Origin of the sequence: Sulfitobacter sp. LC.270.F.C4, assembly GCF_032922545.1 — a bacterium.
Taxonomy (GTDB): Bacteria; Pseudomonadota; Alphaproteobacteria; order Rhodobacterales; family Rhodobacteraceae; genus Sulfitobacter; species Sulfitobacter profundi.
The window spans coordinates 2114095-2136796 of record NZ_CP136692.1; the positions used below are offsets into that span (position 1 = coordinate 2114095).

Below are 22702 nucleotides of genomic sequence, written 5' to 3' on the forward strand. Positions count from 1 at the left end.
CATCAATCCTTCTTGCGCAGTTGGATGGGGGCGAAAATCTCTTTTTGCCGGATCTCCATATGCCCCTCTTTGACCAATTGCAGGGAGGCCGCAAAGGTCGCAGCGGTCGCTGAGCGGCGGCGCTCAGGATCGCTTTCCCAGCCCTCGGGCAGGTAGCTGTTCAGATCACCCCAATCGCCCGCATAGCCGATCAGCCCGCGCATCCGTTCCAGCGCCTCTTCCATGGTAAAGACCTTGTCGCGGTCCATCACAAAGGGGCGGAAATCCTCCCGCGTGCGGGTGCGCGCATAGCCCTGCATCAGGTCCAGCAGCGTCGCGGTATAGGTGACCTTTTTGACAGTGGTGATCTCTTGAGTCTGGCCGCGGGCAAAGAAATCCCGGCCCAGTTGATCCCGCGCCATCAGGCGTGCGGCAGCGTCCCGCATCGCCTGCAGGCGTTCCAGTTGGAAAGCCAGATGGGCGGCCATTTCTTCGCCCGAGGGGCCTTCTTCGGTGGGGTCCGGCGGCAGCAAAAGGCGTGATTTCAGGAAAGCCAGCCATGCGGCCATGACGAGGTAATCCGCCGCCAGTTCCAACCGCAGTTCTTTGGCACGCTCGACAAAGGCCAGATACTGCCGCGCCAGTTGCAGAACCGAAACCTTGCGCAGATCGACCTTTTGCGTCCGGCTCAGCGACAGCAGCAGATCAAGCGGCCCTTCATAGCCTTCGACATCAATGATGAACGCCTCGGCGGCCAGCCGGTCGGCCACGGAGCCACCGGCCCCGCCCCTGTCTTCCTCGAATGTCGTGTCAGCCATGCAATGCCCCGCCCAGAAGCGTCTCAAGCTGGGCGCTGAGGGCGTCGATGTCAACGTCGTCGGGGGTTTGCCGCGCATCCAACGCACGCAGCGCGCGGGTCTGGGTAGCTGTAGTCATCTCGCCTGCGGCCTCGGCCACGGCGCGGCGTTCTTCCAGCGGTCCATTGCAAAAAAGCGCGACATCACAGCCCGCGGCAATGGCCGCACGGGTGCTTCCCGCCGGGGTCATCTGCAGGGCTTTCATCGAAATATCGTCGGTCATCACAAGGTTATCAAAGCCGATATCATCGCGGATGATCCGCATCACCTCTGACGACAGGGTCGCGGGCGTGTCGTCCAGCGCGTCATAGACAAGATGTGCCGTCATGCCCATCGGCAGGTCGCGCAGGCTGCGGAACGGCGCGAAATCCACGGCCTCCAGATCAATGCGGCGGGCATCCACGCGGGGCAGATTGTGATGGCTGTCGAGCGTCGCGCGGCCATGGCCCGGCATATGTTTCATCACCGGCAGCACGCCCCCGGCCAGCAGCGCATCGGCAACGGCGCGGCCAATCTCGGCCACCTGCCCCGGCGTTTCGCCATAGCACCGGTTGCGCAAAAACGGATGGGTCTTGGGCCCCGCCACATCGATCAGTGGCGCACAGTTGCTGTCGATCCCGACGCTGTGCAGCTCATGGGCGATAATCCGGTACATCAAGTAAAAGGCCTTCGTCGCCCGTTCCCCGGCGCGCGCGGCCAGTTCCATCGGCGGCATCCAATCGCGCCACTGCGGGGCGCGCATCCGCTGTACGCGGCCGCCCTCTTGGTCGATGGTGATTACTGCCTCATGGCCTGCCGCCTCGCGCATCTCATCACATAGCGCGCGGACCTGATCCGGGCTGTCGATGTTGCGGGCGAAAAGGATGAAGCCGAAGGGCCGCACGTCACGAAAGAACGCTTTTTCCTCGACGCTGAGCTGGAGGCCCGTCGCGTCGAGGATCGTGGCCCCGAAGGGACGCATCAGCGCATCACCACCGGGATGCAATCCGCATTTTCGGCCACAAGTGCCGAACAGAAGCGCCGCGCATCGGCGATGTCGTCAAAGCCCATGGCACGCAGGCGATAGAACACCCGCCCGCCGCTGGTGGCCTTTTGCACAACGCGATTCTTACCTTCGAGATAGGCACCGAAACGGCCCTGCAAACGGTCCCATTGTTCGCGGGCAACCTCGGGGCTGTCAAAGGCACCAAGCTGGGCCATCCGGGTGCCAGCGGGAAGGGCCGCGGGATCAACCTCTTGGGCGGCGGCTGCGACCGGATTGCTCTGGACTGCGGCGGGTGTCACCACGGCACCGCCTGCCGGGCGGCGGCGCGGACGCAGGGAGTTGCGCACGCCGGGCGCGTTCAATACGGCCTTGACGACTTTCGGCTGCACGGAGGTATCGGCAAGCGCCATCGCCACGGCGGCATCGACCGGATCACCAGAGGCGCCCGCCCCGGAGAGCGGTGCGACACCATTGGTCAGCTGCGCCACGAGGTCTTGAACATTGCCAGAGCGGATCGCGGCGGAGGCATCGATCAGGTCGCCGTCATTCTCATGGGCGACGGCGGGGGTTGCATTGCCCTGTGTCTTTGCGGCAACCATTGCCACTTGAACGGGCTGGTCTTCGTCTTGCAATTCCATCTGACGCGGCGCGAGGCGCAGTTGATCTGCGGGCCGACCGGCGCTGCCTTCGGCGGCAACGACATTGACCGATAAGCCCTGATGGCGGGCCAATTCGCCGCCCGGCTCATCGGGACGCACGCGGATCTCGCCTTCGATGGCGCGGACCACCGGAATGCCGGTCACATCACGCACCAGCAGCTTGTAGCCCCAAACACCAATCCCCGCGACAAGCGCCAAGGAAACCACAGCACCTGCGATATTGGTGAGCGTTGTCAGGGTCTTGGGCCCGCTGCCCACTGCGTAGCCATGCGCGGAATCGGGCGCATAGCCCGCCGTCGTCGGGGAAGACGTGAAATCTGCCATCTCTGCCTCTTTGCCCGGCGTGATACATCGCCACGCGGGTCTGGTCATGGGGTTGCCTGTTTTCGGCGCGCTGGTGCGGTTATCGCATCTCCTGCGCCGGTGTGACCCCAAGAATACCAAGACCCGCCGCAATTACAATCGCAACGGCACGCGACAGGGCGATTTTTGCCTGCGATGTGGCAGCGTCCCCTTCTTGCAACGCACGCAGCCCGTCTTCGGAACGGCCCAAGTGGTAGAGGCTGTGGAAATCGGACGCGAGTTCATAGAGGTAGAAGGCCACCCGGTGCGGCTCGTTGCTGCGCGCGGCGGTTTCGACCAGACGCGGCCATTCGGCCAGTTTGCGCAGCAGGCCCAGCTCGGCATCATGGTCAAGCTTGGTCAGATCCGCATCCATCAGCGTGGCATCGGCAACCTCGACCCCGGCCTCTTGCGCCTTGCGCAGGATCGAAGCCACCCGTGCGTGGGCGTATTGCACATAGAAGACCGGGTTCTCGCGGCTTTGCTCCAATACCTTGTCGAAATCAAAGTCGAGCATCGCGTCGTTCTTGCGCGTCAGCATGACAAAGCGCGTCACATCGGGGCCGACCTGATCGACCACATCGCGCAGGGTCACAAAGGTCCCTGCCCGTTTGGACATCTTGAACGGCTCGCCGTTTTTAAAGAGTTTCACCAATTGCGTCAGCTTGATGTCGAGCGGCACATGACCATCGCTCAATGCCGACACGGCCGCCTTCATCCGCTTAACGTAGCCGCCATGATCCGCGCCAAAAACGTCGATCAGCATGTCGAAATCGCGGCTGACCTTGTCGTAGTGATAGGCGATGTCGGGGGCGAAATAGGTCCAGGACCCGTCGGATTTCTTGACCGGGCGGTCCACGTCATCGCCGTGTTCGGTGGATTTGAACAGCGTCTGTTCGCGCGGTTCCCAATCTTCGGGCTTCTTGCCTTTTGGCGGCTCCAGCACGCCTTCGTAGATCAGCCCTTTGGCTTCGAGAGAAGCAATCGCCGCTTCGATCTGGCCAGTGCCGTAGAGAGATTTCTCGCTGTAGAAGACATCCATCTCAACGCCGAGGGCCGCCAAATCCTCACGGATCAAGTTCATCATCGCATCGGTCGCAAAGTCGCGGATATGATCAAGCCATTCGCTCTCAGGTTGGTCGACCAGCTTGTCGCCATACATCTTGGCCAGCGCCTCGCCCAGCGGGATCAGGTAGTCGCCGGGGTATGTGCCATCGGGAAAGGCCACCTCTTTGCCATTGGCTTCAAGGTAGCGCAGGTAGACCGAGCGCGCCAGCACATCGACCTGCGCGCCGCCGTCGTTAATGTAATATTCGCGCGTCACATCGTAGCCTGCGAAATCCAGCAAGCTGGCCAGCGCATCGCCAAAGACCGCGCCACGGGTGTGGCCCACATGCAGCGGCCCGGTGGGGTTGGCCGAGACATATTCGACGTTCACCCGCTGACCCGCGCCAAGGATCGCGCGGCCAAAGTCGGTGCCTTGGTTCAAGACTTGCCGTGCCACGTTCTGCCAGACCGAAGGCGCAAGGCGCAGGTTGATAAAGCCCGGGCCGGCCACTTCGGCAGAGGTGATGCGCGGATCGTTTTGCAATTGGGCGGCCAATGCTTCGGCGATATCGCGTGGCTTCATGCCCGCGGGCTTGGCCAGCACCATCGCGGCGTTGGTCGCCATATCGCCATGCGCGGCGTCGCGTGGCGGCTCGGCGGTGATCGGGTCAAAGTTCAGGGTCGCAGGCAGGGCCTCCTGCGCGACCATCTGTTCCAGCGTCGCAATGATAAGATGGCGAATTTCGGCAAATAGGTTCATGTCGGGTATCCTTGTTCCCCGCCCGTTTATCATGTGCGGGGGTGCAGTCAATCAAGCGGCAGGCCGCGAGGGCCCAAGTCAGGGAATGGCGTTTGAAGCGGCGGTATCAGCCGAGGTCCAAACGCCCACTTCGGAGCCGTCGGCCAGCCTCGGACCCCAGGAACAGCGCGCTGTCTGCCGCGAAGTCGGCTTGCCCCTCGGGTACCGTAATCAGGTGAAAATGCAGCCCGCGTGCGCCAAACACCTTATCGAGCGCGGCATTGGCGGCCTCAAATGCGCCGATCATGCCATGACCAGCAAGCGCCAGCGGCTGGCTGGGGCGCGGCAGGACGGTCACGACAGACCCCTGCCCAGCCACCAAGCCCCGGCCCAAGGCCCGCACCATGGCAGACAGCCCCCGGATCTGCGCGTCCATGCCCTTGGCGCAATCGTCGGGGTCCAGCGGCATCAGGTTCAACACCAAATGCAGCGGCGTGCCGCCCCAGTTGCGGTGGAGCGGTTCGAACCGGCTGACCAGATCCCCGGCAAGCGCCAGCCCTTCGACCCTTGCGGTCGACTGGCTCATCAGCCGTGCCAGCACGGCGGGATCACGGTCCATCGCCACGACTTCCGCCCCCAACTTCGCCGCGCGCTTGGCGACCGTTGGGCCCGGCGCTTGACCCGCCGAAAGGATCGCAAAGGTCGCGTCACCGGCAAGGCTTTCCGGCAGAACGGGGGTTTGTATCATGTCACGTCACCTATGGATCACAAAAGGCAGGCTACCATGCCGCAAAGATTAGCGGAAGCTGCGCAAATCACTGCCAAAGAGACGGGCGTGTTCTTGCAACGCAAATCGGTCAGTCATGCCCGCAATGTAATCCGAGACCATCCGCGCCAGCGTGGTTTCATCCTCTGCCGCCTCAATTGCCGCCGCCCAGTGGCGCGGCAACAGATTGGGTTGGGATAAAAACAGCGGAAAGAGGTCTTCGACCACCTTCGTTACCTTCTCGCGATTCTCCATCACCGAGGGGGCGCGGTACATGCGGGTAAAGAGGAACTTTCGGATCTCGCGCAGGTCCTGCCAGACAGGATCCGAAAAACGGATCACCGCACGGCCCAGATGGCGGATGTCATCGGGCGATGTCGCCCCCGTCTCTTTCAGCAGCTTGGACGATGTTTCGATCACATCGCCCACCATCACGCCAAAGACCCGGCGCAGCGCCTCATGACGGCGGCGATAGCTGTCGGTGTCGGGGTAAAGCCGGTCCACTTCCGCATAGGCCGCGCCGACCATGGGCAGCTCGGCAATCTCGGCTTCGGTGAACAGCCCTGCCCGCAGACCGTCGTGCAGGTCGTGGTTGTTGTAGGCAATGTCATCGGAAAGTGCTGCCACCTGCGCCTCTGCACTCGCATGGGTGTGCAGTTCCAGATCATGGCGCGCGTTATAGTCAGCCAGCGCATGGGGTACGGCGCCCATGACCGGCCCATTGTGCTTGGCAATCCCTTCGAGCGTGTCCCACGTCAGGTTCAGCCCGTCGAATTCGGCATAGTGCCGCTCCAGCGTTGTGACGATCTTGATCGCCTGCGCGTTGTGGTCAAACCCACCGTAGGGCGCCATCAGCTTGTGCAGCGCATCCTCGCCGGTGTGGCCAAAGGGCGTGTGGCCCAGATCATGCGCCAGCGCCACGGCCTCGGTCAGCTCGCCATTCAGGCGCAACGCCCCTGCGATGGTGCGCGCAACCTGCGCCACTTCGATGGAATGGGTCAAACGGGTCCGGAAATAGTCGCCCTCATGCTCCACAAAGACCTGCGTCTTATGTTTGAGCCGCCGAAAGGCGGAGGCGTGAATGATCCGGTCCCGGTCCCGCTGATAGCAGGAGCGAAACGTGCTTTCCTCCTCCGGCACCAACCGTCCCTTGGCGGTGTCCGGATCCGAGGCGAATTCTGCGCGCATTGCGGCTGGTCCTCTCTCGCGGTCCTTGTGACCTGTCCTTGTGGTTTCTATATGTTAGGGGAACGCGAAAGAAAACCGATGCATCGGAGCCCGCAGATGAACCTGCCCCCTAAAGTCACCCCCCGCGCCTTTGAACGCCTTGCCGAGATCGGCGCCGCCGACGAAGGCAAAGCCCTGCGCGTCGCTGTCGAAGGCGGCGGCTGCTCAGGGTTTCAATATGACATTGCGCTGGACGAACCTGCCGAGGATGACCTCGTTCTGGAAGGCAGCGGTCAGAAGGTGGTGGTCGATAGCGTGTCCCTGCCGTTTCTGGCCGATGCGGTGATCGACTTCACCGAAGAACTGATCGGCGCGCGGTTCACGATTGAGAACCCCAATGCCACGGCGGCCTGCGGCTGCGGCACGTCCTTTTCGATGTGAGCACATCCGGGCGCGTTCAGGCGCGCACCCGTGCGAACCCCTCGAAAAACTGTTCGAAATGCGGGCCAGAGCGTTCGGCTGCGAGCAAGATCGCATGGCTGTCAGGTCCGAGATAAGACAGAACATGCGGGCGCATATACCCCCAATCCGCGCGCCGCTGCGCCCCCATATCATTCAGGCAAGCTGCCAGCGGGCGCAGCGCACCTTGCCCGCTGCGGGAGGCGTGAAAGCGCAGCGCGCCTTGCGGCATGGTTTGGGCCAGTGACGAACGGTCTGCGATTTTCATGGCCCAGCCGGTGACAAGAAATTCGTGATAATCGTCATGCATGGGCGCATCGGGCTCGGCTTGAACGCGCAGGGCGCGGTGGTAGGCCGCGATGGCATCTTCCCACAGTGGGCTTGGGTAATTGCCGCTGAAACGCAGCGCGGCGCAGACCTCGGCCAGCAGATCCATGTCTTGATCCAGAAAGGCCAGCAGCCCGGTGAAATGCAGGCTCTTTAGTGTCCCGTCTGGCAGTTCGGGAATCTGGCGGCCATAATCCGACAAGTAGAAAATGATATGTGTCAGCTCATAAGCCGCCTTTCGATTGGGCATGGCAAAGGTGACACTGCGCGAGACGAAGTCGCGCAGCCGCTGGCCAAGCGCCCCGTCACCGACCTGCGGCCCGACACCCCGACGGCGCAGCAGACGGCGGGCCTCGGCGCGTTGCAGGTCTGACAGTTCTGCGCCTTCCAGATCCGCCCGCGCAACCCTGCCGCAGAGCGCCGCGCCGTGTTGCTTTGGCAGGCCGATTGCTTCGAGGTCGAGGCAGATCGACAGGATAAAACGGTAGTATTGTGGGAAATTGCGCAGCAGACCGCGGCACCCTGCGTGGAATGCGGCGAGCGGCTCTAGCGCCTCGGCGTCCAGCGCGGCGCCCGTGCTTGCCAGCACCCCCAGCAGTTCGGCGTTTTCCTTGAGCCAAAAAACATCCCCCTGAGCGCGACGCTCCTTCGCAAAGCTGCGGATCAAGCGGGCGGACTGGACGCCCGGGTCGCGGCACTCGGCAGGTCTCAGCAGAACAACATTGGTCATCATAGCGCCTCCAGATGGGAAACAGCGGGCGACGGGGCCGCCCGCTTGAACCAGTTTCAGGCATCAAAGCGCAGCACCTGCGCCTCGGTCGGCGCGAGGCCGGTTGTGAAAAGACCGACCCCCGCCCCCTGCGCGATGCTGCCGCTGTCGTGGTGCAGACCGGTGGTGAACATCTCGGTCCCCTCGCCCATCAGCATGTCACCGCCTCCGCGGTTAAGACCGGTGGTGAAAAGGCCAACCCCCGCGCCGAGCATCATCGGCTTGTCCTGTGTTTCAGGCGCTGTTACGGGGGCGAAGTTACGTGCGGAAATAGCGGTCATCGTGGTGTCCTTTCAAAGGGCTTTGCAATTTAAAGGTGTAGTCAAATTACTGATGCACTTTAAAATTGTTTCGCCAAGGATTTTTCGCCTAAGTTATTGTACTGGTTAAGTTATCCACATTAGCGTCGCGCCACAGTTTCGACCAATTGTTCGACTTTCCGTCCTTCGCATGGTGCGAACTAAAAACCTTCCACAGGGCTGTTGCAGAACAATGCAGCGCGGGAGAATTCCGCGGCTCTATCTATACTAGAACTTGCCGCCCAAGAATCACCCTAAGCGCGCAGCCCTCCCCCTTGCTCCGCCACCGCATTTGCGCGATAGCAGACCCACGTCGAAAGAGGGCCGGATATGAAAATCGCGAGTTTTAACATCAACGGTATCAAAGCCCGCGCCGCGGCCTTGCCCGAGTGGCTCGACGAGGCGCAGCCGGACGTGGTTGTGCTGCAAGAGATCAAGTCGGTCGACGAGGCCTTCCCCCGCGAGATGCTCGAAGAGCGCGGTTATAACGTCGAGACCCACGGGCAGAAATCTTTCAACGGTGTGGCGATCCTGTCGAAACTCCCGCTGGAGGATGTGACCCGCGGCCTGCCCGGCGATGACGAAGACGATCAGGCTCGCTGGATCGAGGCCACGGTCGTGGGTGACGATATGGCGCTACGGGTTTGCGGGCTTTACCTGCCCAATGGCAACCCGGTGCCGGGGCCAAAGTATGACTATAAACTCGCTTGGATGGCCCGGCTACAAGCCCGTGCCGAGACGCTACTGGCCGAAGAAACGCCCTTCCTCATGGCGGGCGATTACAACATTATCCCGCAGGCCGAAGATGCGGCCAAACCCGACAGTTGGCGCGAAGACGCCCTATTTCGCCCCGAATCCCGCGCGGCGTGGCGGCAGCTGGTGAACCTTGGGCTAACGGATGCTTTTCGGGCGCGGGCCCAAGGGCCGGGGCATTATTCGTTCTGGGATTATCAGGCCGGTGCCTGGAACCGCAACAACGGCATCCGCATTGACCATTTTCTCTTGTCGCCGACCGTGGCGGACCGGCTGCGCGATTGCCAGATTGACCGCGATGTGCGCGGGCGTGACAAACCGTCGGACCATGTGCCGATCTGGGTCGAACTGGATATCTAAGCGTCAGGCCTGAAGCTCGGCATCCCAATAGAGAAAATCCATCCAGCTTTCATGCAGATGGCCGGGCGGGAATTTGCGCCCCATGTTGCGCAACTCTTCGGCGGCGGGTTGGCGCGGCGGTTTGCGCAAAGCCAGCCCCGTGCGGTGCAAGGGCCGCGAGCCTTTGCGCAGATTGCAGGGGCTACAGGCCGCCACCACGTTTTGCCAGCTTGTCACCCCACCCGCAGCGCGGGGCACCACATGGTCAAAGGTCAGATCCCCCTTTGCGCCGCAGTATTGGCAGCGGAATTCATCCCTCAGAAATAAATTAAAGCGCGTGAAGGCCACGCGCTTTTGAGGTTTGACATAGTCTTTGAGAACGACAACGGAAGGGATCCTGATCACCGTAGAGGGGCTGCGCACCACCTCGTCATATTCGGCGACGATCTCGACCCGGTCGAGCCATTTGGCCTTTACCGCTTCTTGCCACGGCCACAGCGACAGCGGATAATAAGACAATGGCCGATAATCCGCGTTGAGCACCAGCGCGGGGTGGTGTTTGAGCGCCGCCGGGTGGCGGGTAAATTCGGTCCTGAAATCGCCGTCCATCTGGTCGCGTCCTCTGCCCGTTTTAGTCACTATATCTCGCGGTTTCTCTCTGGCAAGACAAAGGTGAACCACTAGATGTCGCCGGTTTTGCCCAAAGATTACGACAGAGGCGTGACAGATGGGCAGAGTTTGTTAACCTTGTGGCATGATGAAAAGCCCCCTGCCCGACGCGCCCGCCCCGCAGTCCTTGCTCGAAGCCGCCGTTTACGTCGATGATCTGGATGCGGCGCGGGAGTTTTACCGCGACATTCTAGGTCTAAAACTGTTTCAAGAGGTGCCGGGGCGGCATATGTTCTTTGCGCTTGGCCCCTCGGTCTTGCTGGTCTTCAACCCCACGGCAACAAGCCAGCCGCCCGGTAATCCGAAGATGCCGGTGCCGCCCCATGGGGCGCGGGGGCCGGGGCATGTCTGCTTTGCGATGAAACGCGATGAGATCGCCGCGATGGAGACGCGGCTGCAGGCCGCCGGGGTCGAGATCGATACCAGCTTTGACTGGCCCAACGGGGCGCGCTCACTTTATGTGCGCGACCCGGCAGGCAATTCGGTCGAATTCGCAGAGCCGTGGCTCTGGGATGAGATGAAGGGTTAAAGCCCCAGTTTGTCGCGCATAAAGGCCAGCGCCACGCTCAGCCCATCCGGCGCGATGCCATGGCCGGTGCCCTTCATCACATGGGCGTAGACGTCCTGCCACCCGGCCTCTTGCAGGGCTTCGGCGGCCTGCGGCAGGGATTGCGGTGCCACCACATCGTCGGCATCTCCGTGCACCAGCAGCACCGGCGGCTTGACGCGCGCCTCTTCGGCCAGCGCTTCGGGGTTCAGCAGGCGGCCCGAAAAGGCCACGATGCCCGCCACCGCATCCTCGCGGCGCGGGGCCACATGCAGCGACATCATCGTACCTTGGGAAAAGCCGAACAGCACGACCTGTTCCGGCAGCACGTCTTCGTCGACCATCAGCGCGTCGAGGAAGGCGTCGAGGTCTTCGACCGCGCTCATCATGCCGCGCATGGATTCCTCTTCGGACGACCCGTCGATCCACGGAATCGGGAACCATTGGAAGCCCATCGGTGCACCCGCGCAGGCTTCGGGCGCATCGGGAGCGATGAACAGCGTGTCGGGCAAATGCTCGCTCAGAGGATCGGCGAGGCCCAGCAGGTCAGCGCCATTGGCCCCATAGCCATGCAGGAACACCACAACCGACCGTGTGGTGCCAGAGACCGGCTCGCGGCGCTCGGCGTTCAAAACCCGTGTCATGACAATCCTTCCTTTTGTTTCAACACCCGGTAGTAGGCAAAGAGCAGCCGCGCCGCAACCGACCGCCAAGGTGACCAAGCGGCGGCCATGGCGGTAAGGTCCTTCGGCGTCGGGCGCGCGGGCAGATCAAACAGCCCCCGCGCGGCTTCTTGCAACGCAAGATCGCCACTTGGAAAGATGTCGCGACGGCCCATGCAGAACATCACATAGACCTGCGCGGTCCACGGCCCGATACCCGGCATGGCGACCAACGCGGCAATGGCTGCGTCATCGGACAGGCAGTGCAGCGCGTCAAAGTCAAACTTCCGCTCTGCCAAGGCCAGCACATAGCGTGCTTTGGGACGGCTCAGACCCGCGGCGCGCAGACCGTCGTCGCCCGCGTGCAGGACGTTTTCCGGGCGGTCCAACCCCGCCTCCACCAGCCGCGCATAGATCGCCCGGGCAGAGGCCACGCTCACCTGCTGCCCCACGATGATGTCGAGAAGGCCCGCGAAACCCGGCGGGCGCAGGCGCAGGGGCAGCGGACCGGTGCGTGCAAGCGCCATGGCAAAACGCGGCTCGGCTTCAGACAGCCAAGCGGCTCCCTCGGCCACATCGGCGTTGCAGGTGATCGGGAGCGCAAGGCTCACAGCTGCGCCGCCCAGTCCATCATCGCGTCAAGGTCGGTCAGGCAGCGCACCCCCTTTGGCAGGCGCGGCTTTTCGATGAGGATCACCGGCAAGCCAAGGGCGAGTGCGGCGTCGACCTTGGGGCGGCTGGCCGCGCCGCCAAGGTTGCGGCAGATCAGCAGGTCGACGCCAAACTCGCGAAACAGCGCGGTTTCGGTCGCCACCGTGAAAGGCGGATCGCCAAAGATGAGATCCACAAAGTCATAGGGCGCGGGCCGGTCATGGCGGCTGGTCTGGCGCAGCATGAGGCGCGCACCCTCAAACGGCAGAAACTGTGGCAGGCTGGCCCATCCGGTGGCGGCAAAGACGCAGGCCCCGGGCGGCACCGCACGGGCGGCGGCGGGCACATCAGAGACCGACCGCAGCAGCGGATCATCCAAGGTCCAGCCGGGGCGCGCAAAACTGACAAAGGGCTTATCCAAGGCGGCGGCAGTGGCAAAGCCTGCGTGGCTCAGCCCCGCGTCGAACCCATGGCTGAGGTCCAAAACCGCGTCAAAACCCGCCATGTCGCGCAGCAAGGCGGTGGTATCTTCTGGGTCGCGCATCTCAAACGCCATCGGCATCGGATTGCTGCCGCGCGGCGGTTCCGTCAGCCATGCGGTGACCCTGTGACCGGCCTCAGCCAAAGCGACGCCAAGCTGCCGCGCCTCGGCAGTGCCAGCGAGCAGAAGAAGGTTCAGCGAAGGGTGGTTTGAGGCGGTCATCGACGCAATCATCGGCGAGCTTGGCGTCGGGTGCAAGCGGGATCGGGGGCGCAAAAACCGGGGCCGGGCTTGCCCTTACGCATCGGCAGGGCTACGCCTTGGCGGGAAGTGAGGAATTCAGACATGATCGACGACAGACGCGCCCGGCGCAACGTAGCGGTGCTGGTGGCAGCGCAGGCCTTTCTTGGTGCGCAGATGCCGATGATTTTCCTCGTGGGTGGTCTTGCCGGTCAGTCGCTGGCGACCAATGTCTGTCTCGCCACGCTGCCGATCTCGATGATCGTGCTGGGCTCCATGCTCTCGGCCACGCCGGTTTCGGCCATCATGCAAAGGTTTGGCCGACGGGCGGGGTTTTTTCTGGGGGCTGCGGGCGGAGCATTGGGCGGCGCGGTCGCGGCCTATGGGCTTTATCTCGCGTCTTTCCCGGTCTTTTTGCTCGGCTCCCTGCTGACGGGCGTCTATATGTCTGCCCAAGGGTTCTACCGTTTCGCCGCCGCCGATACTGCCTCGGATGACTTCCGGCCCAAGGCGATCTCTTATGTGATGGCGGGCGGTCTGGTCTCGGCCATCATCGGGCCGCAGCTTGCCACGGCGACCTCTGGCAGCCTCGTGGTGCCCTTCCTTGGCACCTATTTGGCCGTGGTGGCGGTGAACGTTGTGGGCGCGCTGCTGTTTCTTTTCATCGACATTCCAAAACCGCCGATCCCGGCGCATGACGCGCCCAAGGGCCGCAGCCGCTGGGAGCTTCTGACCACGCCGCGCATCGCCGTGGCGGTGATCTGCGCCATGGTGGCCTATGCGCTGATGAACCTCGTGATGACCTCGACCCCGCTGGCCGTCGTCGGCTGCGGTTATAGCCAAGATAACGCGGGCTACGTGGTCACTGGCCACGTGCTGGCGATGTTCGCGCCGTCCTTCTTTACCGGCCACCTGATCAATCGGTTCGGGGTCGAGCGGATCATGGGCCTTGGCATCGCGATCCTTGCCGCCGCAGGACTGGTGGCGCTGCAGGGGGTGGAACTGGGCAACTTCTTTCTCGCGCTGATCCTCTTGGGGCTGGGCTGGAACTTTGGCTTTATCGGGGCCACGACCATGCTCGCCGGGGCGCATGAGCCGCATGAGCGCGGGCGGATGCAGGGCCTGAACGATCTGCTGGTGTTCGGCGGCGTGACCGTCGCCTCGCTCGCCTCGGGCGGTTTGATGAACTGTTCGGGCGGCACGGCGCAAGAAGGCTGGGCAGCGGTGAACTTTGCCATGGTGCCGTTCTTGGTGCTGGCCGGTGGCTCGCTGATCTGGCTGGTGCTGCGCAGCCGCAAAGAAACGCAGCTGAGCTAAGCGCCTACCAGCGAGACGCCATGGCCCGCAGCGCGAAATGGCGGCGCGGGTCAGGCAAGCCTGCTTGGGAGACCTTTTGCGGGTCTGCCACAGCCGCGTGCAAAACAGGTCCGGCATGGGCGGCAGGCAACAATGCGGCCCGCGCCGCCTTTGGGATCTGCGCCCGTTTGGCCCGCGCTGATTTCAGGCGGTCCAACGCCCCATTGGCAAGGGCCGAAACCCCTTCCGCCGTGCCATCGAGCAGCGGCACACGGCCCGCCTCTTCCAAATTCGGAATGGCACAGAGCCATGCGGCGATGCCGGTGGCATAGGCTGCATCGCGCACAACCGCTTCCTCCGTCGCGCCAAGGCGGCGTGCGGCGACCCACATCAGATGGCCTGCAGTCTGGTCGATGTAGCGCGCGAAATGGGCAGCATCCTCAAAGGGGTCTTTGTAGATATCCCACCGCCGCGCAGCGACGAGTTCATCGAGCAGTTCCGCATCCTCGGGCGCGATGGCGCGGGCCAGCGGCGTGGTGACTTCGTGGCGCCTGACGGGACCGCCCTTGGCAATCTCCTCCAGCGCGTCGCGCCACCATTGCAGGCGCATCTCGGCGATCATCGCTTCTTGGGTCACCCAAGGCGCGCGGGCGACTTCGACGTTGAAGGCATAGAGCGGAAACAGCAGCCTGCGTGCTTCCACAGGCGCGGCCATGGCGGCGCGAAACCGCCACGGGTCGGCGCGCTCTACCATGGCGGCGCATGCGTTCAGGTCGGCGTGGAAAGTCATAGGGGACGGGCCACCGTCAGCAGGTAGCCAAACTCATCCCGGTGGGCACGCCAGCAGGCGATTTCCGCCTCGGTTGCATCGAGCACTTGGGCCAAGTCGTCAACCGCGCCGGGGCGCAGCTTTTCGATGCGGGCCTCCAGCGGGGTGTAGTAATTCTCCCAAGCCTCATCCGACAAGACCCGGCTCGCCACGACTTCATACCCCGCCGCGCGGACCCGTTCGGCAATGCCATCGGCGTCACTCATTGCGGGATAGTCCGCCCATTGCGCGCGCGCCTCATCCGATGGTGTGTCGGTCAGCCAACAAGGCTCAGAAAAGGCCACCACACCGCCCTCACGCAGGGATTTCCGCCAGCGGCTCAGCGCCTCGGTCACACCAAGAAAATAGACCGCACCCGCGCACCAGATCAGGTCATATTCATTGGCGATCGCAGCCATATCCGCGCGCAGCAGGGTGACATTGCCATCCGCCACAAAACGCCCCCGCGCGGTGTCGACGAAATGGGCGGTTTTATCGAGTGCTGTAACATGCCCCTGCGGGATCGCCGCGCGGAGTGCGCCGATGTCACTGCCGGGACCACAGGCGACATCGGCGATCTCGGCACGCGCAGGCAGGTCGACCTGCTCCACGGCCCAGTTGACGTCGGCAGGCTCTCCCGGCCCTTCGCGTGGCAAATCACGGTGCAGGGTGAAAAAAGCGGTCATATCGTCTGTCATTGGGCGCGGTCCCGGATCAATTTCCAACGTATCGCATCTAGCAATGCCTCGAATGAGGCGTCGAGTATGTTGGCGCTGACGCCCACGGTGGACCAACGCCGCCCCTGCCCGTCTTCGCTGTCGATGATGACGCGGGTGGTGGCTTCGGTGCCGCCTTGGGTGATGCGGACTTTGAAGTCAACCAGACGCATGTCATCCAGCAGACTGCTGTACTTGCCCAAATCCTTGACCAGCGCTTTGGAGAGGGCGTTGACCGGGCCACGGTCTGCGCCATCTTCGTCCAGCGATTCCGAGACCGAGAGCCGCTTTTCTCCGTCGACATCGACCACCACGACCGCCTCGGAAAGGCTGACCATCCGGCCTTCGGCATTGCGGCGACGTTCGACCGTGACGCGGTAACGCTCCACCTCGAAAAGATGCGGCAACTGGTCCATCACGTCGCGGGCGAGCAGCTCGAAACTCGCCTGAGCGGTGTCATAGGCATAGCCCTGCGCCTCGCGGCCCTTGACCACTTCCAAGATCCGGCCAAGCGCCGGGTCGCCCTTGGCCACGGCCAGACCGGCATCGCTCAGCCGTTTGCGCAGATTGGATTGCCCGGCTTGGTTCGACATCGGAATGACGCGGGTATTGCCGACCAGTGCGGGGTCGATATGTTCATAGGTGCTGGGGTCTTTGGCGATGGCGCTGGCATGAAGCCCCGCCTTATGCGCAAAGGCCGACGACCCCACGAACCCTGCCTGTTTCATCGGCACCCGGTTGAGAATTTCGTCCAGCATCCGACTGATCCGCGTCAGCCCTTTCAGCGCGGCGCAGGTGACGCCGATCTCGAATTGGCTGGCGTAGGGTTCTTTCAGCAGCAAGATCGGGATCAGCGTGGTCAGATTGGCGTTGCCGCAACGCTCCCCCAGCCCGTTCAACGTGCCTTGGATTTGGCGCGCGCCCGCGTCGACGGCGGCCAATGTGCAGGCCACGGCGTTCTCGGTGTCGTCATGGGTGTGGATGCCCAGCCGGTCGCCGGGGATGCCCGCGGCGATCACATCGCGGGTGATGCGGCCAATCTCTTCGGGCAGCGTGCCGCCATTGGTGTCGCAAAGCACGATCCAGCGCGCACCCGCCTCATAGGCCGCGCGGATCGCCTCAAGCGCGTAGTCGGGGTTGGCCTTATAACCGTCGAAGAAATGTTCGGCATCAAACAGCGCCTCGCGGCCTTGGGCGACCAGATGGGCGACGGATTTGGCGATGTTGTCGGTGTTTTCCTCCAGCGTGATGCCTAGCGCGGTTTTCACATGGAAGTCATGGGTCTTGCCGACGATACAGACCGACTGCGTTCCGGCGTTGAGCACGGCGGCCAACACGTCGTCATTCTCGGCTGACATGCCTGCACGTTTGGTCATGCCAAAGGCGGTGAGGCGTGCCGAAGTGGGCGGTGCCGCGTCGAAGAACGCGCTGTCGGTTGGGTTCGCACCGGGCCAACCGCCTTCGATATAGTCCACCCCAAGCGCATCCAGCGCCTCGGCAATCTGGCGTTTCTCGTCGGTGGAGAATTGAACGCCCTGAGTTTGCTGCCCATCGCGCAGCGTGGTGTCATAAAGCCAGAGACGTTCGCGCGTCACAACAGCCCCTCCAACTGCGCCCGATCAAAACCGGGCGGTGGGGTCAGTTTCACGCCGTCCTTGCTCATCTGGACTTCGATCCCGACAGAGGTGAGCGCGGTTTTGATCCGGTCGACCTGCGCGAAATCTTTGGTCTCCATCGCGGTGGCACGGGCATCACTCAGAAAGGCTTCGATATCTGTCAGATCCAGCGCCTGCACTGCGGCCCAATCGGGGATCAACTCATCCAGCAGCCCCAAAAGCTTCAACGCCCCGCGCAGACCCGCCGTATCGTTCGCATTCGACAGACGGTGGCATTCGGTCAGCGCACCGTGGGTATTAAGGTCATCCGCCAAGAGCGTGACGAGGTCCGGTGAAGGCGTCGCGGCCTCAGCCTCCGCCGCCTGAAGATACCATTTGCGAAGGGTCTTCTCGGCCTCCTCGCGCTTCTTCTCGGTCCAGTCCATCGGCTTGCGGTAATGGGTTGAGAGCATGACGAAGCGGATCACCTCGCCCTGCACGCCCTGATCCAGCAGATCGCGCACGGTAAAGAAATTGCCCAAGCTCTTGGACATTTTCTTGCCCTCGACTTGCAACATCTCATTGTGCAGCCAGTAGTTGGCAAAGCCGTGGCCCGCGCATTTGGATTGGGCGATTTCGTTCTCATGGTGCGGGAACTGCAGGTCAATGCCACCGCCGTGGATGTCGAACCGCTCCCCCAGCAGGTCATGCGCCATGGCGGAGCATTCGATATGCCAGCCCGGACGGCCCTGCCCCCAAGGTGACTCCCACCCCGGAGTGCCCTCGTTCGAAGGTTTCCAGAGTACGAAATCCATCGGGTCTTCTTTGTAAGGCGCGACTTCAACCCGCGCGCCCGCGATCATATCATCGACCGAGCGGCCCGAAAGCGCGCCATATTCGGCGTATTTACGCACCCGGAACAGCACATGGCCCTCGGCCTCATAGGCGTAGCCCTCATCGATCAGCCCGCGGATCATTGCGACCATCTGGGGGATATACTGTGTCGCGCGTGGCATGTGGTCGGGCTCCAAGGCGCCCACGGCGGCCATGTCGTCCAGATACCACTGGGTCGTCTCGGCTGTGATCTCGCCGATGCTGCGCCCGCTGTCGGCGGCGCGGGCGTTGATCTTGTCATCGACATCGGTGAAGTTGCGCACGTAAGTAACGTGTTCGGGGCCATAGACATGCCGTAGCAGACGGTAGAGCACATCAAACACGATCACGGGCCGCGCGTTGCCCAGATGCGCGCGGTCATAGACCGTGGGACCGCAGACATACATCCGCACATTCTGCGCATCAATCGGCGTGAAATCCTCTTTCTTCCGGGTGGCGGTGTTGTGCAGCTTGATCGTCAGGTCACGGGTCATGGGCAGGCGTCCTTGCGCGGGTGTGACGCGGGCTTGGCATAGTTTTGTCAGAATGGGAATGACGTGAACAGCGGCCCGCGAGGATGTCTCAGCGGGTAATGCAGCAAATAATGAGCGTTGCGGTGTTCATGACAAGCTTGTAGCAAGCCCGCCGCCCTGCGCCAAGCCCCTTGTCCGGTTAAGTTTTATGCGCGTAGCGCGCGGCCATGACGGACGAAGACAGCCTGCTTGGGGGCAGCATTGCCCATCTTTGCCATATGACATGCCCGCCACGCTGCCTGTCCGCACAAAAAAGGCCGGCCTCCTTTCGGAAGCCGGCCCCCTATCAAAGCGAGTTACCCCGCCAAGATAGATTAGAAGCGCATGGAACCACGCAGGGAGATGGTTGTCGCGTCCAGATCGTCGCCTGTGCCGCCTACGTCATCGAATTTGTGCTGCAGCACTTCGCCACCGACGGTGTAACGGTCTGTGACTTTATATGTGACGCCCAGACCAGCGAAGGGGCCTGTTTCATCACCAACGTCGGTGTCGGCGCGGGCTGCACCAGCTGTTGCATAGACCAGCGTGTTGCCGAAGTCGTAACCGGCTTTCAGCTTGGCGCGTGCAACGGAATCCGCGGCGACGCCTGTGTTGCCCAGATCGATGTCGGTTTTGTCATAGTCGAGTTCACCACCCAGTACGAACTTGCCGAAGTCATAGTCGTAACCGGCGTGGAAACCGTAGGACGTGTCGTCACCGTCAAGGGTGCCGCTGTCGCTGTCGATGTCGGTTTGACCAACCTGAAGACCGGTGTAGAAGCCTGTCCAGTCGCCATCAACGGCCACGGGTGTCGGCGCAGGTGTGAAAACCGGTGCTTCAACTGTGGTGTCTTCCAGCGAACCGGCTGCTGCTGCACCCGCGAAGGCGCTGGATGCGATCAGGGCGATGCTGGCGATTGTTGTCGTGCGTTTCATGTTCTGCTCCTTAAATACAGGTGACCTGCGATCCTCGCCGCAGGGTCACTTACGCAACGTCTCATCTAGTATTGGGTTTCAGGTTTTTCACTTCACAGATTTGCGATGCGCTGATTGTCGCACATTTGCAACATACCCTCGGCCAAGCGCCGCTTAAGTTATGTATCAAGTGTGTTTCCGCCTTGGGGCTTAGCGATAATTATCAAGCTGTGTCAGATACTTGACGCCGCAATACGGATAATTCAGCCCCAGTCACTGTCACCCAAGTGCAAAAAAGCCTGCGCGGATCGGCCCTGCACCGACGGAAGCATTGCAAGCAGGATCCGTCTTTCAAAGCCACCACCTCAAAAACCACACTAAAATCATTCCTCGACGCCTGACACCGACCAAGGCTTGCTGTCAAAGGTTAACGGGTTATTTGCCTCTATTGTCAGCAAGAAGGAGCAGACCCCACCCCATGTCTTGGATCACCACCCATCTAGAGATCGTCATCATCGTGATCCTGACGCTGCTGGCGGCGATCGTGATTTTGCAACAGCGCCGCACGCCGCAATCGACGGCGGCTTGGCTGCTGTTCATCATCGCGCTGCCATGGGTGGCGGTGCCGTTGTTTCTCGGGCTGGGCTTTCGCAAACAATCTTCGCGCTACTCCCCGGTGCATTTCCTCAAAGGGGAAACCGGAGGGCCGCCGCCCCGTCCGGTGCATACGCTGGACGCGACGATGCAGTATTTCGGCCTGCCCGCCGCCGCCCATGGGCAAGACCTGCGGCTCTTGGGTGATCCGACAGCGGCGCATGAAGCCGTGATGGCGCTGATCCAAGGGTCCGAGAAACGGATCGACGCGCTTTTCTACATCGTTGCCAATGACGACACCGGCCGTATCTTTGTCGATGCGCTGACCGAACGCGCCAAGGCCGGTGTCAAAGTTCGGCTGCTGATGGACCGTTTGGGCACCCTGCGCGGCCCGGCCGCGGCACTGCGCCGCCTGCGTGCGGCAGGGGGTGACGTGCGCTTTTATTCACCGCTGTTGCAAGTGCCGGGCTCAGGCCACCTGAACCTGCGCAACCACCGCAAAATGATTATCGCGGATGATGCGCGGGTCTTTTCAGGCGGCATGAACATCGGCGCGCACTACCTCGGCCCCACGGCGCTTGAGGACGGTTGGACCGATCTGGCCTTCTTGCTTGAGGGGCGCGCAGTGCAGAGTTTCGGCGATGTTTTCCGCTCGGATTGGGGCGTGGCCAGTGGGGAGACCTTGGACCCTGCCCCATCGGTGGCGGCGCACACGGGCGGGACGGCCACTGTGCAACTGGTTCCTTCCGGCCCCGATATCACCGAGGACCCGCTGCATGACGGGTTGATCCGCGCATTACATCTGGCCGAGGCGCGGATTTGGCTCGTGACCCCCTATTTCGTGCCGACCGAAGCACTTGGTGCGGCTTTGACGACCGCAGCCCGCCGCGGTGTGGATGTGCGGGTGCTGGTGCCCGAACGCTCCAACCAACGGCTGGCGGATTTTGCCCGCGGTGCCTACCTGCGCGACCTGCACGAAGCTGGCGGCCATGTGCTGTATTACCAGCCCGGGATGATCCACGCCAAAGCCGGGATCATCGACGATATGGGGCTTGTGGGCACTGCCAATTTCGACGTGCGCAGCATGTTGCTGAACTTTGAGGTGACGCTTTTTGTCTATGACGCGGGGTCGGTCGCGAAGCTGCATGATTGGTTTGAACATCTCTCCGAACACTGCGCCATGGAGAAGCCTCCGACGGGGATGATCCGCAAGGTGGCCGAGGGGCTGTTTCGTTTGGGAGCGCCTGTTCTATGATCCCCGCCGTCGCCCCCCAATCGCTGCGCATCGTCAGCTATAACATCCGCAAGGCCCTGGGCACCGATAGACGCCGCGATCCGGAGCGGATCATGCGGATCATCCGCAGCCTGCATGCAGATGTGGTGGTGCTGCAAGAAGCCGACCGCCGCCGCGCCCCGCGCCCCTCTGCCCTGCCGCTGGATCGGGTCGAAGAGGTCACGGGCATGCGCCCTGTGCCAACGCCAAGCGATGTCAGCATAGGCTGGCACGGCAACGCCGTTTTGGTGCGCCCCTCCGCCAAGATCGATCAGGTGGCGCATCTGACCCTGCCGGGGGTCGAGCCGCGCGGTGCCATGGTGGCCGACCTGCACATCGGCGCGCGGCAATTGCGGGTCATCGCCTCGCATCTTGGCCTGCTGCGCCCCTCCCGCAAGGAACAGTTAAGCGCCATGATCGCTCACCTTGATGCCTGCGCCGCCTGCCCCACGCTGATCGCGGGCGATCTGAACGAATGGTCGCAAAAGGTCGGGCTGGGGCGCTTGGCGAAACGCTTTACGATCCATGCACCGGGCAAAAGCTATCACGCCCGGATGCCCGTGGCTTTTCTTGATCGCATGGCGTTGGATCAGCATCTGACAGTGTGCCAAGGCGGCGTGGTCGAGACGTCGCAGACCCGCCGCGCGTCGGACCATCTGCCGATCTGGCTCGACGTGGCGCATCGCTAGAGGGGGTCATCCCGTAGCCCAAGCCAGTTCGCCCACCATCATGTTGCAAGCCTGCTGCGGATTGGAGAAGGCGACCTGCATATCAAAGGCCATGCGCACATCCGTTCGCGCCTTGGCAATCGTCGCATCCGTCGCCCCCAGCCGCCGTGCCGTGGCGATATTCTGGTTCGCGTCGTGCCGCAATTTGCGCACGCTCTCATAGCCGCCCGCAAAGCCTGCACATTGTTTGGCGGTCAATTCCGCCGCCGCCGCCCGTCGCGCCGCGGCTTCCATGGGTGAGGCCGGAGGTTCGACACAGGCCGCCAGCGATCCGGTGAGAAATCCCAATATAACAAGACGTTTCATCAAATTCTCCCTTTCACATCCTTGATAGGGAGGGACTGGTTTAATTTTGGTTAACGACTGTTTTGCCTCACGGCCAAGACCTGACGACGGGGCCCATAGGGCCGCGCTCAACCCCGGATGTCGTCTTGGCGCGCCGACGCAGGCGACAGCGCCAAGCGCGCGCGACACGTGCCCGGCCTCCAGCAGCCGCAATCATCAGACCCTGTCGCCCTTCAATACATAGTTAACCCTGCGCGGTTAAGAAATCTCACCAAAGCCTAGCAGACCTAACCCAAAGCATATGCCCAAGACCCACCTGCTCAGATTGACGCAAAAGTTACCCGATGAAAGCCTAGTGCAGGACAAATTGA

24 protein-coding genes are annotated in these 22702 nt (G+C 62.5%); 6 read left to right on the forward strand and 18 right to left on the reverse strand.

Annotation, left to right across the window (positions count from 1 at the left end):
• Positions 1-2 precede the first annotated feature (2 nt).
• The 6 genes from R1T45_RS14290 to R1T45_RS14315 form a co-directional block, all read right to left on the reverse strand.
• Complete coding sequence (locus R1T45_RS14290) at positions 3-797, reverse strand: segregation and condensation protein A (protein WP_067915910.1); 795 nt, start codon at positions 795-797, stop codon at positions 3-5.
• Complete coding sequence (gene nagZ / locus R1T45_RS14295; RefSeq protein ID WP_120350995.1) at positions 790-1797, reverse strand: beta-N-acetylhexosaminidase; 1008 nt, start codon at positions 1795-1797, stop codon at positions 790-792. Before nagZ ends, R1T45_RS14290 begins: the two co-directional genes overlap by 8 nt.
• Positions 1797-2852 carry an SPOR domain-containing protein gene (locus R1T45_RS14300; RefSeq protein WP_317389394.1) on the reverse strand — a complete coding sequence of 352 codons (1056 nt, stop codon included), beginning with the start codon at positions 2850-2852 and terminating at the stop codon, positions 1797-1799. Before R1T45_RS14300 ends, nagZ begins: the two co-directional genes overlap by 1 nt.
• Positions 2853-2883: 31 nt before the next feature.
• Entirely contained in the window at positions 2884-4629 is a 1746-nt protein-coding gene (gene argS, locus R1T45_RS14305; RefSeq protein WP_317389395.1) for an arginine--tRNA ligase, read from the reverse strand.
• A 106-nt stretch (positions 4630-4735) separates the two neighbouring features.
• Positions 4736-5356: a hypothetical protein gene (locus R1T45_RS14310; protein ID WP_317389396.1), complete on the reverse strand. Its 621-nt coding sequence runs from the start codon at positions 5354-5356 to the stop codon at positions 4736-4738.
• Between the two features lie 48 nt (positions 5357-5404).
• Positions 5405-6562 (reverse strand): deoxyguanosinetriphosphate triphosphohydrolase, encoded by a 1158-nt coding sequence (locus tag R1T45_RS14315; RefSeq protein ID WP_317389397.1) that lies wholly within the window; start codon positions 6560-6562, stop codon positions 5405-5407.
• A gap of 96 nt (positions 6563-6658) precedes the next feature.
• Between R1T45_RS14315 and R1T45_RS14320 the strand changes: the two genes are divergently transcribed.
• On the forward strand, positions 6659-6982 hold the full coding sequence (locus tag R1T45_RS14320) for a HesB/IscA family protein (RefSeq protein WP_067627534.1): 324 nt from the start codon (positions 6659-6661) through the stop codon (positions 6980-6982).
• Positions 6983-6998: 16 nt separating this feature from the next.
• On the opposite strand, the gene R1T45_RS14325 is transcribed toward R1T45_RS14320, so the two are convergent.
• Together R1T45_RS14325 and R1T45_RS14330 are read right to left on the reverse strand one after the other, a co-directional pair.
• Positions 6999-8060: a DUF6902 family protein gene (locus R1T45_RS14325; protein ID WP_317389398.1), complete on the reverse strand. Its 1062-nt coding sequence runs from the start codon at positions 8058-8060 to the stop codon at positions 6999-7001.
• A 53-nt stretch (positions 8061-8113) separates the two neighbouring features.
• A complete protein-coding gene (locus R1T45_RS14330) occupies positions 8114-8377 on the reverse strand; it encodes a DUF6749 family protein (RefSeq protein WP_132443468.1) in 264 nt (87 codons plus the stop codon).
• Positions 8378-8725: 348 nt separating this feature from the next.
• Between R1T45_RS14330 and xth the strand changes: the two genes are divergently transcribed.
• Positions 8726-9508 (forward strand): exodeoxyribonuclease III, encoded by a 783-nt coding sequence (gene xth, locus R1T45_RS14335; protein WP_317389399.1) that lies wholly within the window; start codon positions 8726-8728, stop codon positions 9506-9508.
• A gap of 3 nt (positions 9509-9511) precedes the next feature.
• Here xth and R1T45_RS14340 read toward each other — a convergent pair whose 3' ends face one another.
• Positions 9512-10096, reverse strand: coding sequence for an HNH endonuclease (locus R1T45_RS14340; RefSeq protein WP_067621954.1), 585 nt, complete (start codon positions 10094-10096; stop codon positions 9512-9514).
• A gap of 145 nt (positions 10097-10241) precedes the next feature.
• Between R1T45_RS14340 and R1T45_RS14345 the strand changes: the two genes are divergently transcribed.
• Positions 10242-10685: a VOC family protein gene (locus tag R1T45_RS14345; RefSeq protein ID WP_132443469.1), complete on the forward strand. Its 444-nt coding sequence runs from the start codon at positions 10242-10244 to the stop codon at positions 10683-10685.
• Here the strand turns inward: R1T45_RS14345 and R1T45_RS14350 are convergent.
• Genes R1T45_RS14350 through R1T45_RS14360 form a run of 3 tightly spaced genes read right to left on the reverse strand, consistent with a single transcriptional unit; the run spans position 10682 to position 12719 of the window.
• The gene (locus R1T45_RS14350) at positions 10682-11347 is read right to left on the reverse strand and encodes an alpha/beta hydrolase (protein WP_067939390.1); all 666 of its coding nucleotides are present in this window, start codon (positions 11345-11347) and stop codon (positions 10682-10684) included. The two genes, R1T45_RS14345 and R1T45_RS14350, sit on opposite strands and share 4 nt — an antisense overlap.
• Entirely contained in the window at positions 11344-11976 is a 633-nt protein-coding gene (locus R1T45_RS14355) for a DNA-3-methyladenine glycosylase family protein (RefSeq protein WP_120350988.1), read from the reverse strand. The genes R1T45_RS14350 and R1T45_RS14355 overlap by 4 nt, the downstream gene beginning before the upstream one ends.
• Positions 11973-12719, reverse strand: a complete 747-nt coding sequence (locus R1T45_RS14360; protein ID WP_317389400.1) for a precorrin-6A/cobalt-precorrin-6A reductase — start codon at positions 12717-12719, stop codon at positions 11973-11975. Before R1T45_RS14360 ends, R1T45_RS14355 begins: the two co-directional genes overlap by 4 nt.
• A gap of 123 nt (positions 12720-12842) precedes the next feature.
• On the opposite strand from R1T45_RS14360, the gene R1T45_RS14365 reads away from it, so the two are divergent.
• Positions 12843-14054 carry an MFS transporter gene (locus tag R1T45_RS14365; protein WP_317389401.1) on the forward strand — a complete coding sequence of 404 codons (1212 nt, stop codon included), beginning with the start codon at positions 12843-12845 and terminating at the stop codon, positions 14052-14054.
• A 4-nt stretch (positions 14055-14058) separates the two neighbouring features.
• On the opposite strand, the gene R1T45_RS14370 is transcribed toward R1T45_RS14365, so the two are convergent.
• The 5 genes from R1T45_RS14370 to R1T45_RS14390 all read right to left on the reverse strand — a co-directional run bounded on the left by R1T45_RS14370 (position 14059) and on the right by R1T45_RS14390 (position 19472).
• The gene (locus R1T45_RS14370) at positions 14059-14823 is read right to left on the reverse strand and encodes a squalene/phytoene synthase family protein (RefSeq protein WP_317389402.1); all 765 of its coding nucleotides are present in this window, start codon (positions 14821-14823) and stop codon (positions 14059-14061) included.
• On the reverse strand, positions 14820-15527 hold the full coding sequence (locus R1T45_RS14375) for a class I SAM-dependent methyltransferase (RefSeq protein ID WP_132443725.1): 708 nt from the start codon (positions 15525-15527) through the stop codon (positions 14820-14822). The genes R1T45_RS14370 and R1T45_RS14375 overlap by 4 nt, the downstream gene beginning before the upstream one ends.
• An 8-nt stretch (positions 15528-15535) precedes the next feature.
• Positions 15536-17152 (reverse strand): citramalate synthase, encoded by a 1617-nt coding sequence (gene cimA, locus R1T45_RS14380; protein WP_317389403.1) that lies wholly within the window; start codon positions 17150-17152, stop codon positions 15536-15538.
• Complete coding sequence (gene cysS, locus R1T45_RS14385; protein ID WP_317389404.1) at positions 17149-18519, reverse strand: cysteine--tRNA ligase; 1371 nt, start codon at positions 18517-18519, stop codon at positions 17149-17151. The genes cimA and cysS overlap by 4 nt, the downstream gene beginning before the upstream one ends.
• Positions 18520-18872: 353 nt before the next feature.
• Complete coding sequence (locus tag R1T45_RS14390) at positions 18873-19472, reverse strand: outer membrane protein (protein ID WP_067621921.1); 600 nt, start codon at positions 19470-19472, stop codon at positions 18873-18875.
• 457 nt (positions 19473-19929) lie between these two features.
• On the opposite strand from R1T45_RS14390, the gene R1T45_RS14395 reads away from it, so the two are divergent.
• Complete coding sequence (locus tag R1T45_RS14395) at positions 19930-21300, forward strand: phospholipase D-like domain-containing protein (protein WP_317389405.1); 1371 nt, start codon at positions 19930-19932, stop codon at positions 21298-21300.
• Positions 21297-22007: an endonuclease/exonuclease/phosphatase family protein gene (locus R1T45_RS14400; RefSeq protein WP_317389406.1), complete on the forward strand. Its 711-nt coding sequence runs from the start codon at positions 21297-21299 to the stop codon at positions 22005-22007. The genes R1T45_RS14395 and R1T45_RS14400 overlap by 4 nt, the downstream gene beginning before the upstream one ends.
• 6 nt (positions 22008-22013) lie before the next feature.
• Here the strand turns inward: R1T45_RS14400 and R1T45_RS14405 are convergent, their stop codons facing one another.
• A complete protein-coding gene (locus R1T45_RS14405) occupies positions 22014-22352 on the reverse strand; it encodes a hypothetical protein (protein WP_067622059.1) in 339 nt (112 codons plus the stop codon).
• Between the last annotated feature and the right edge of the window lie 350 nt (positions 22353-22702).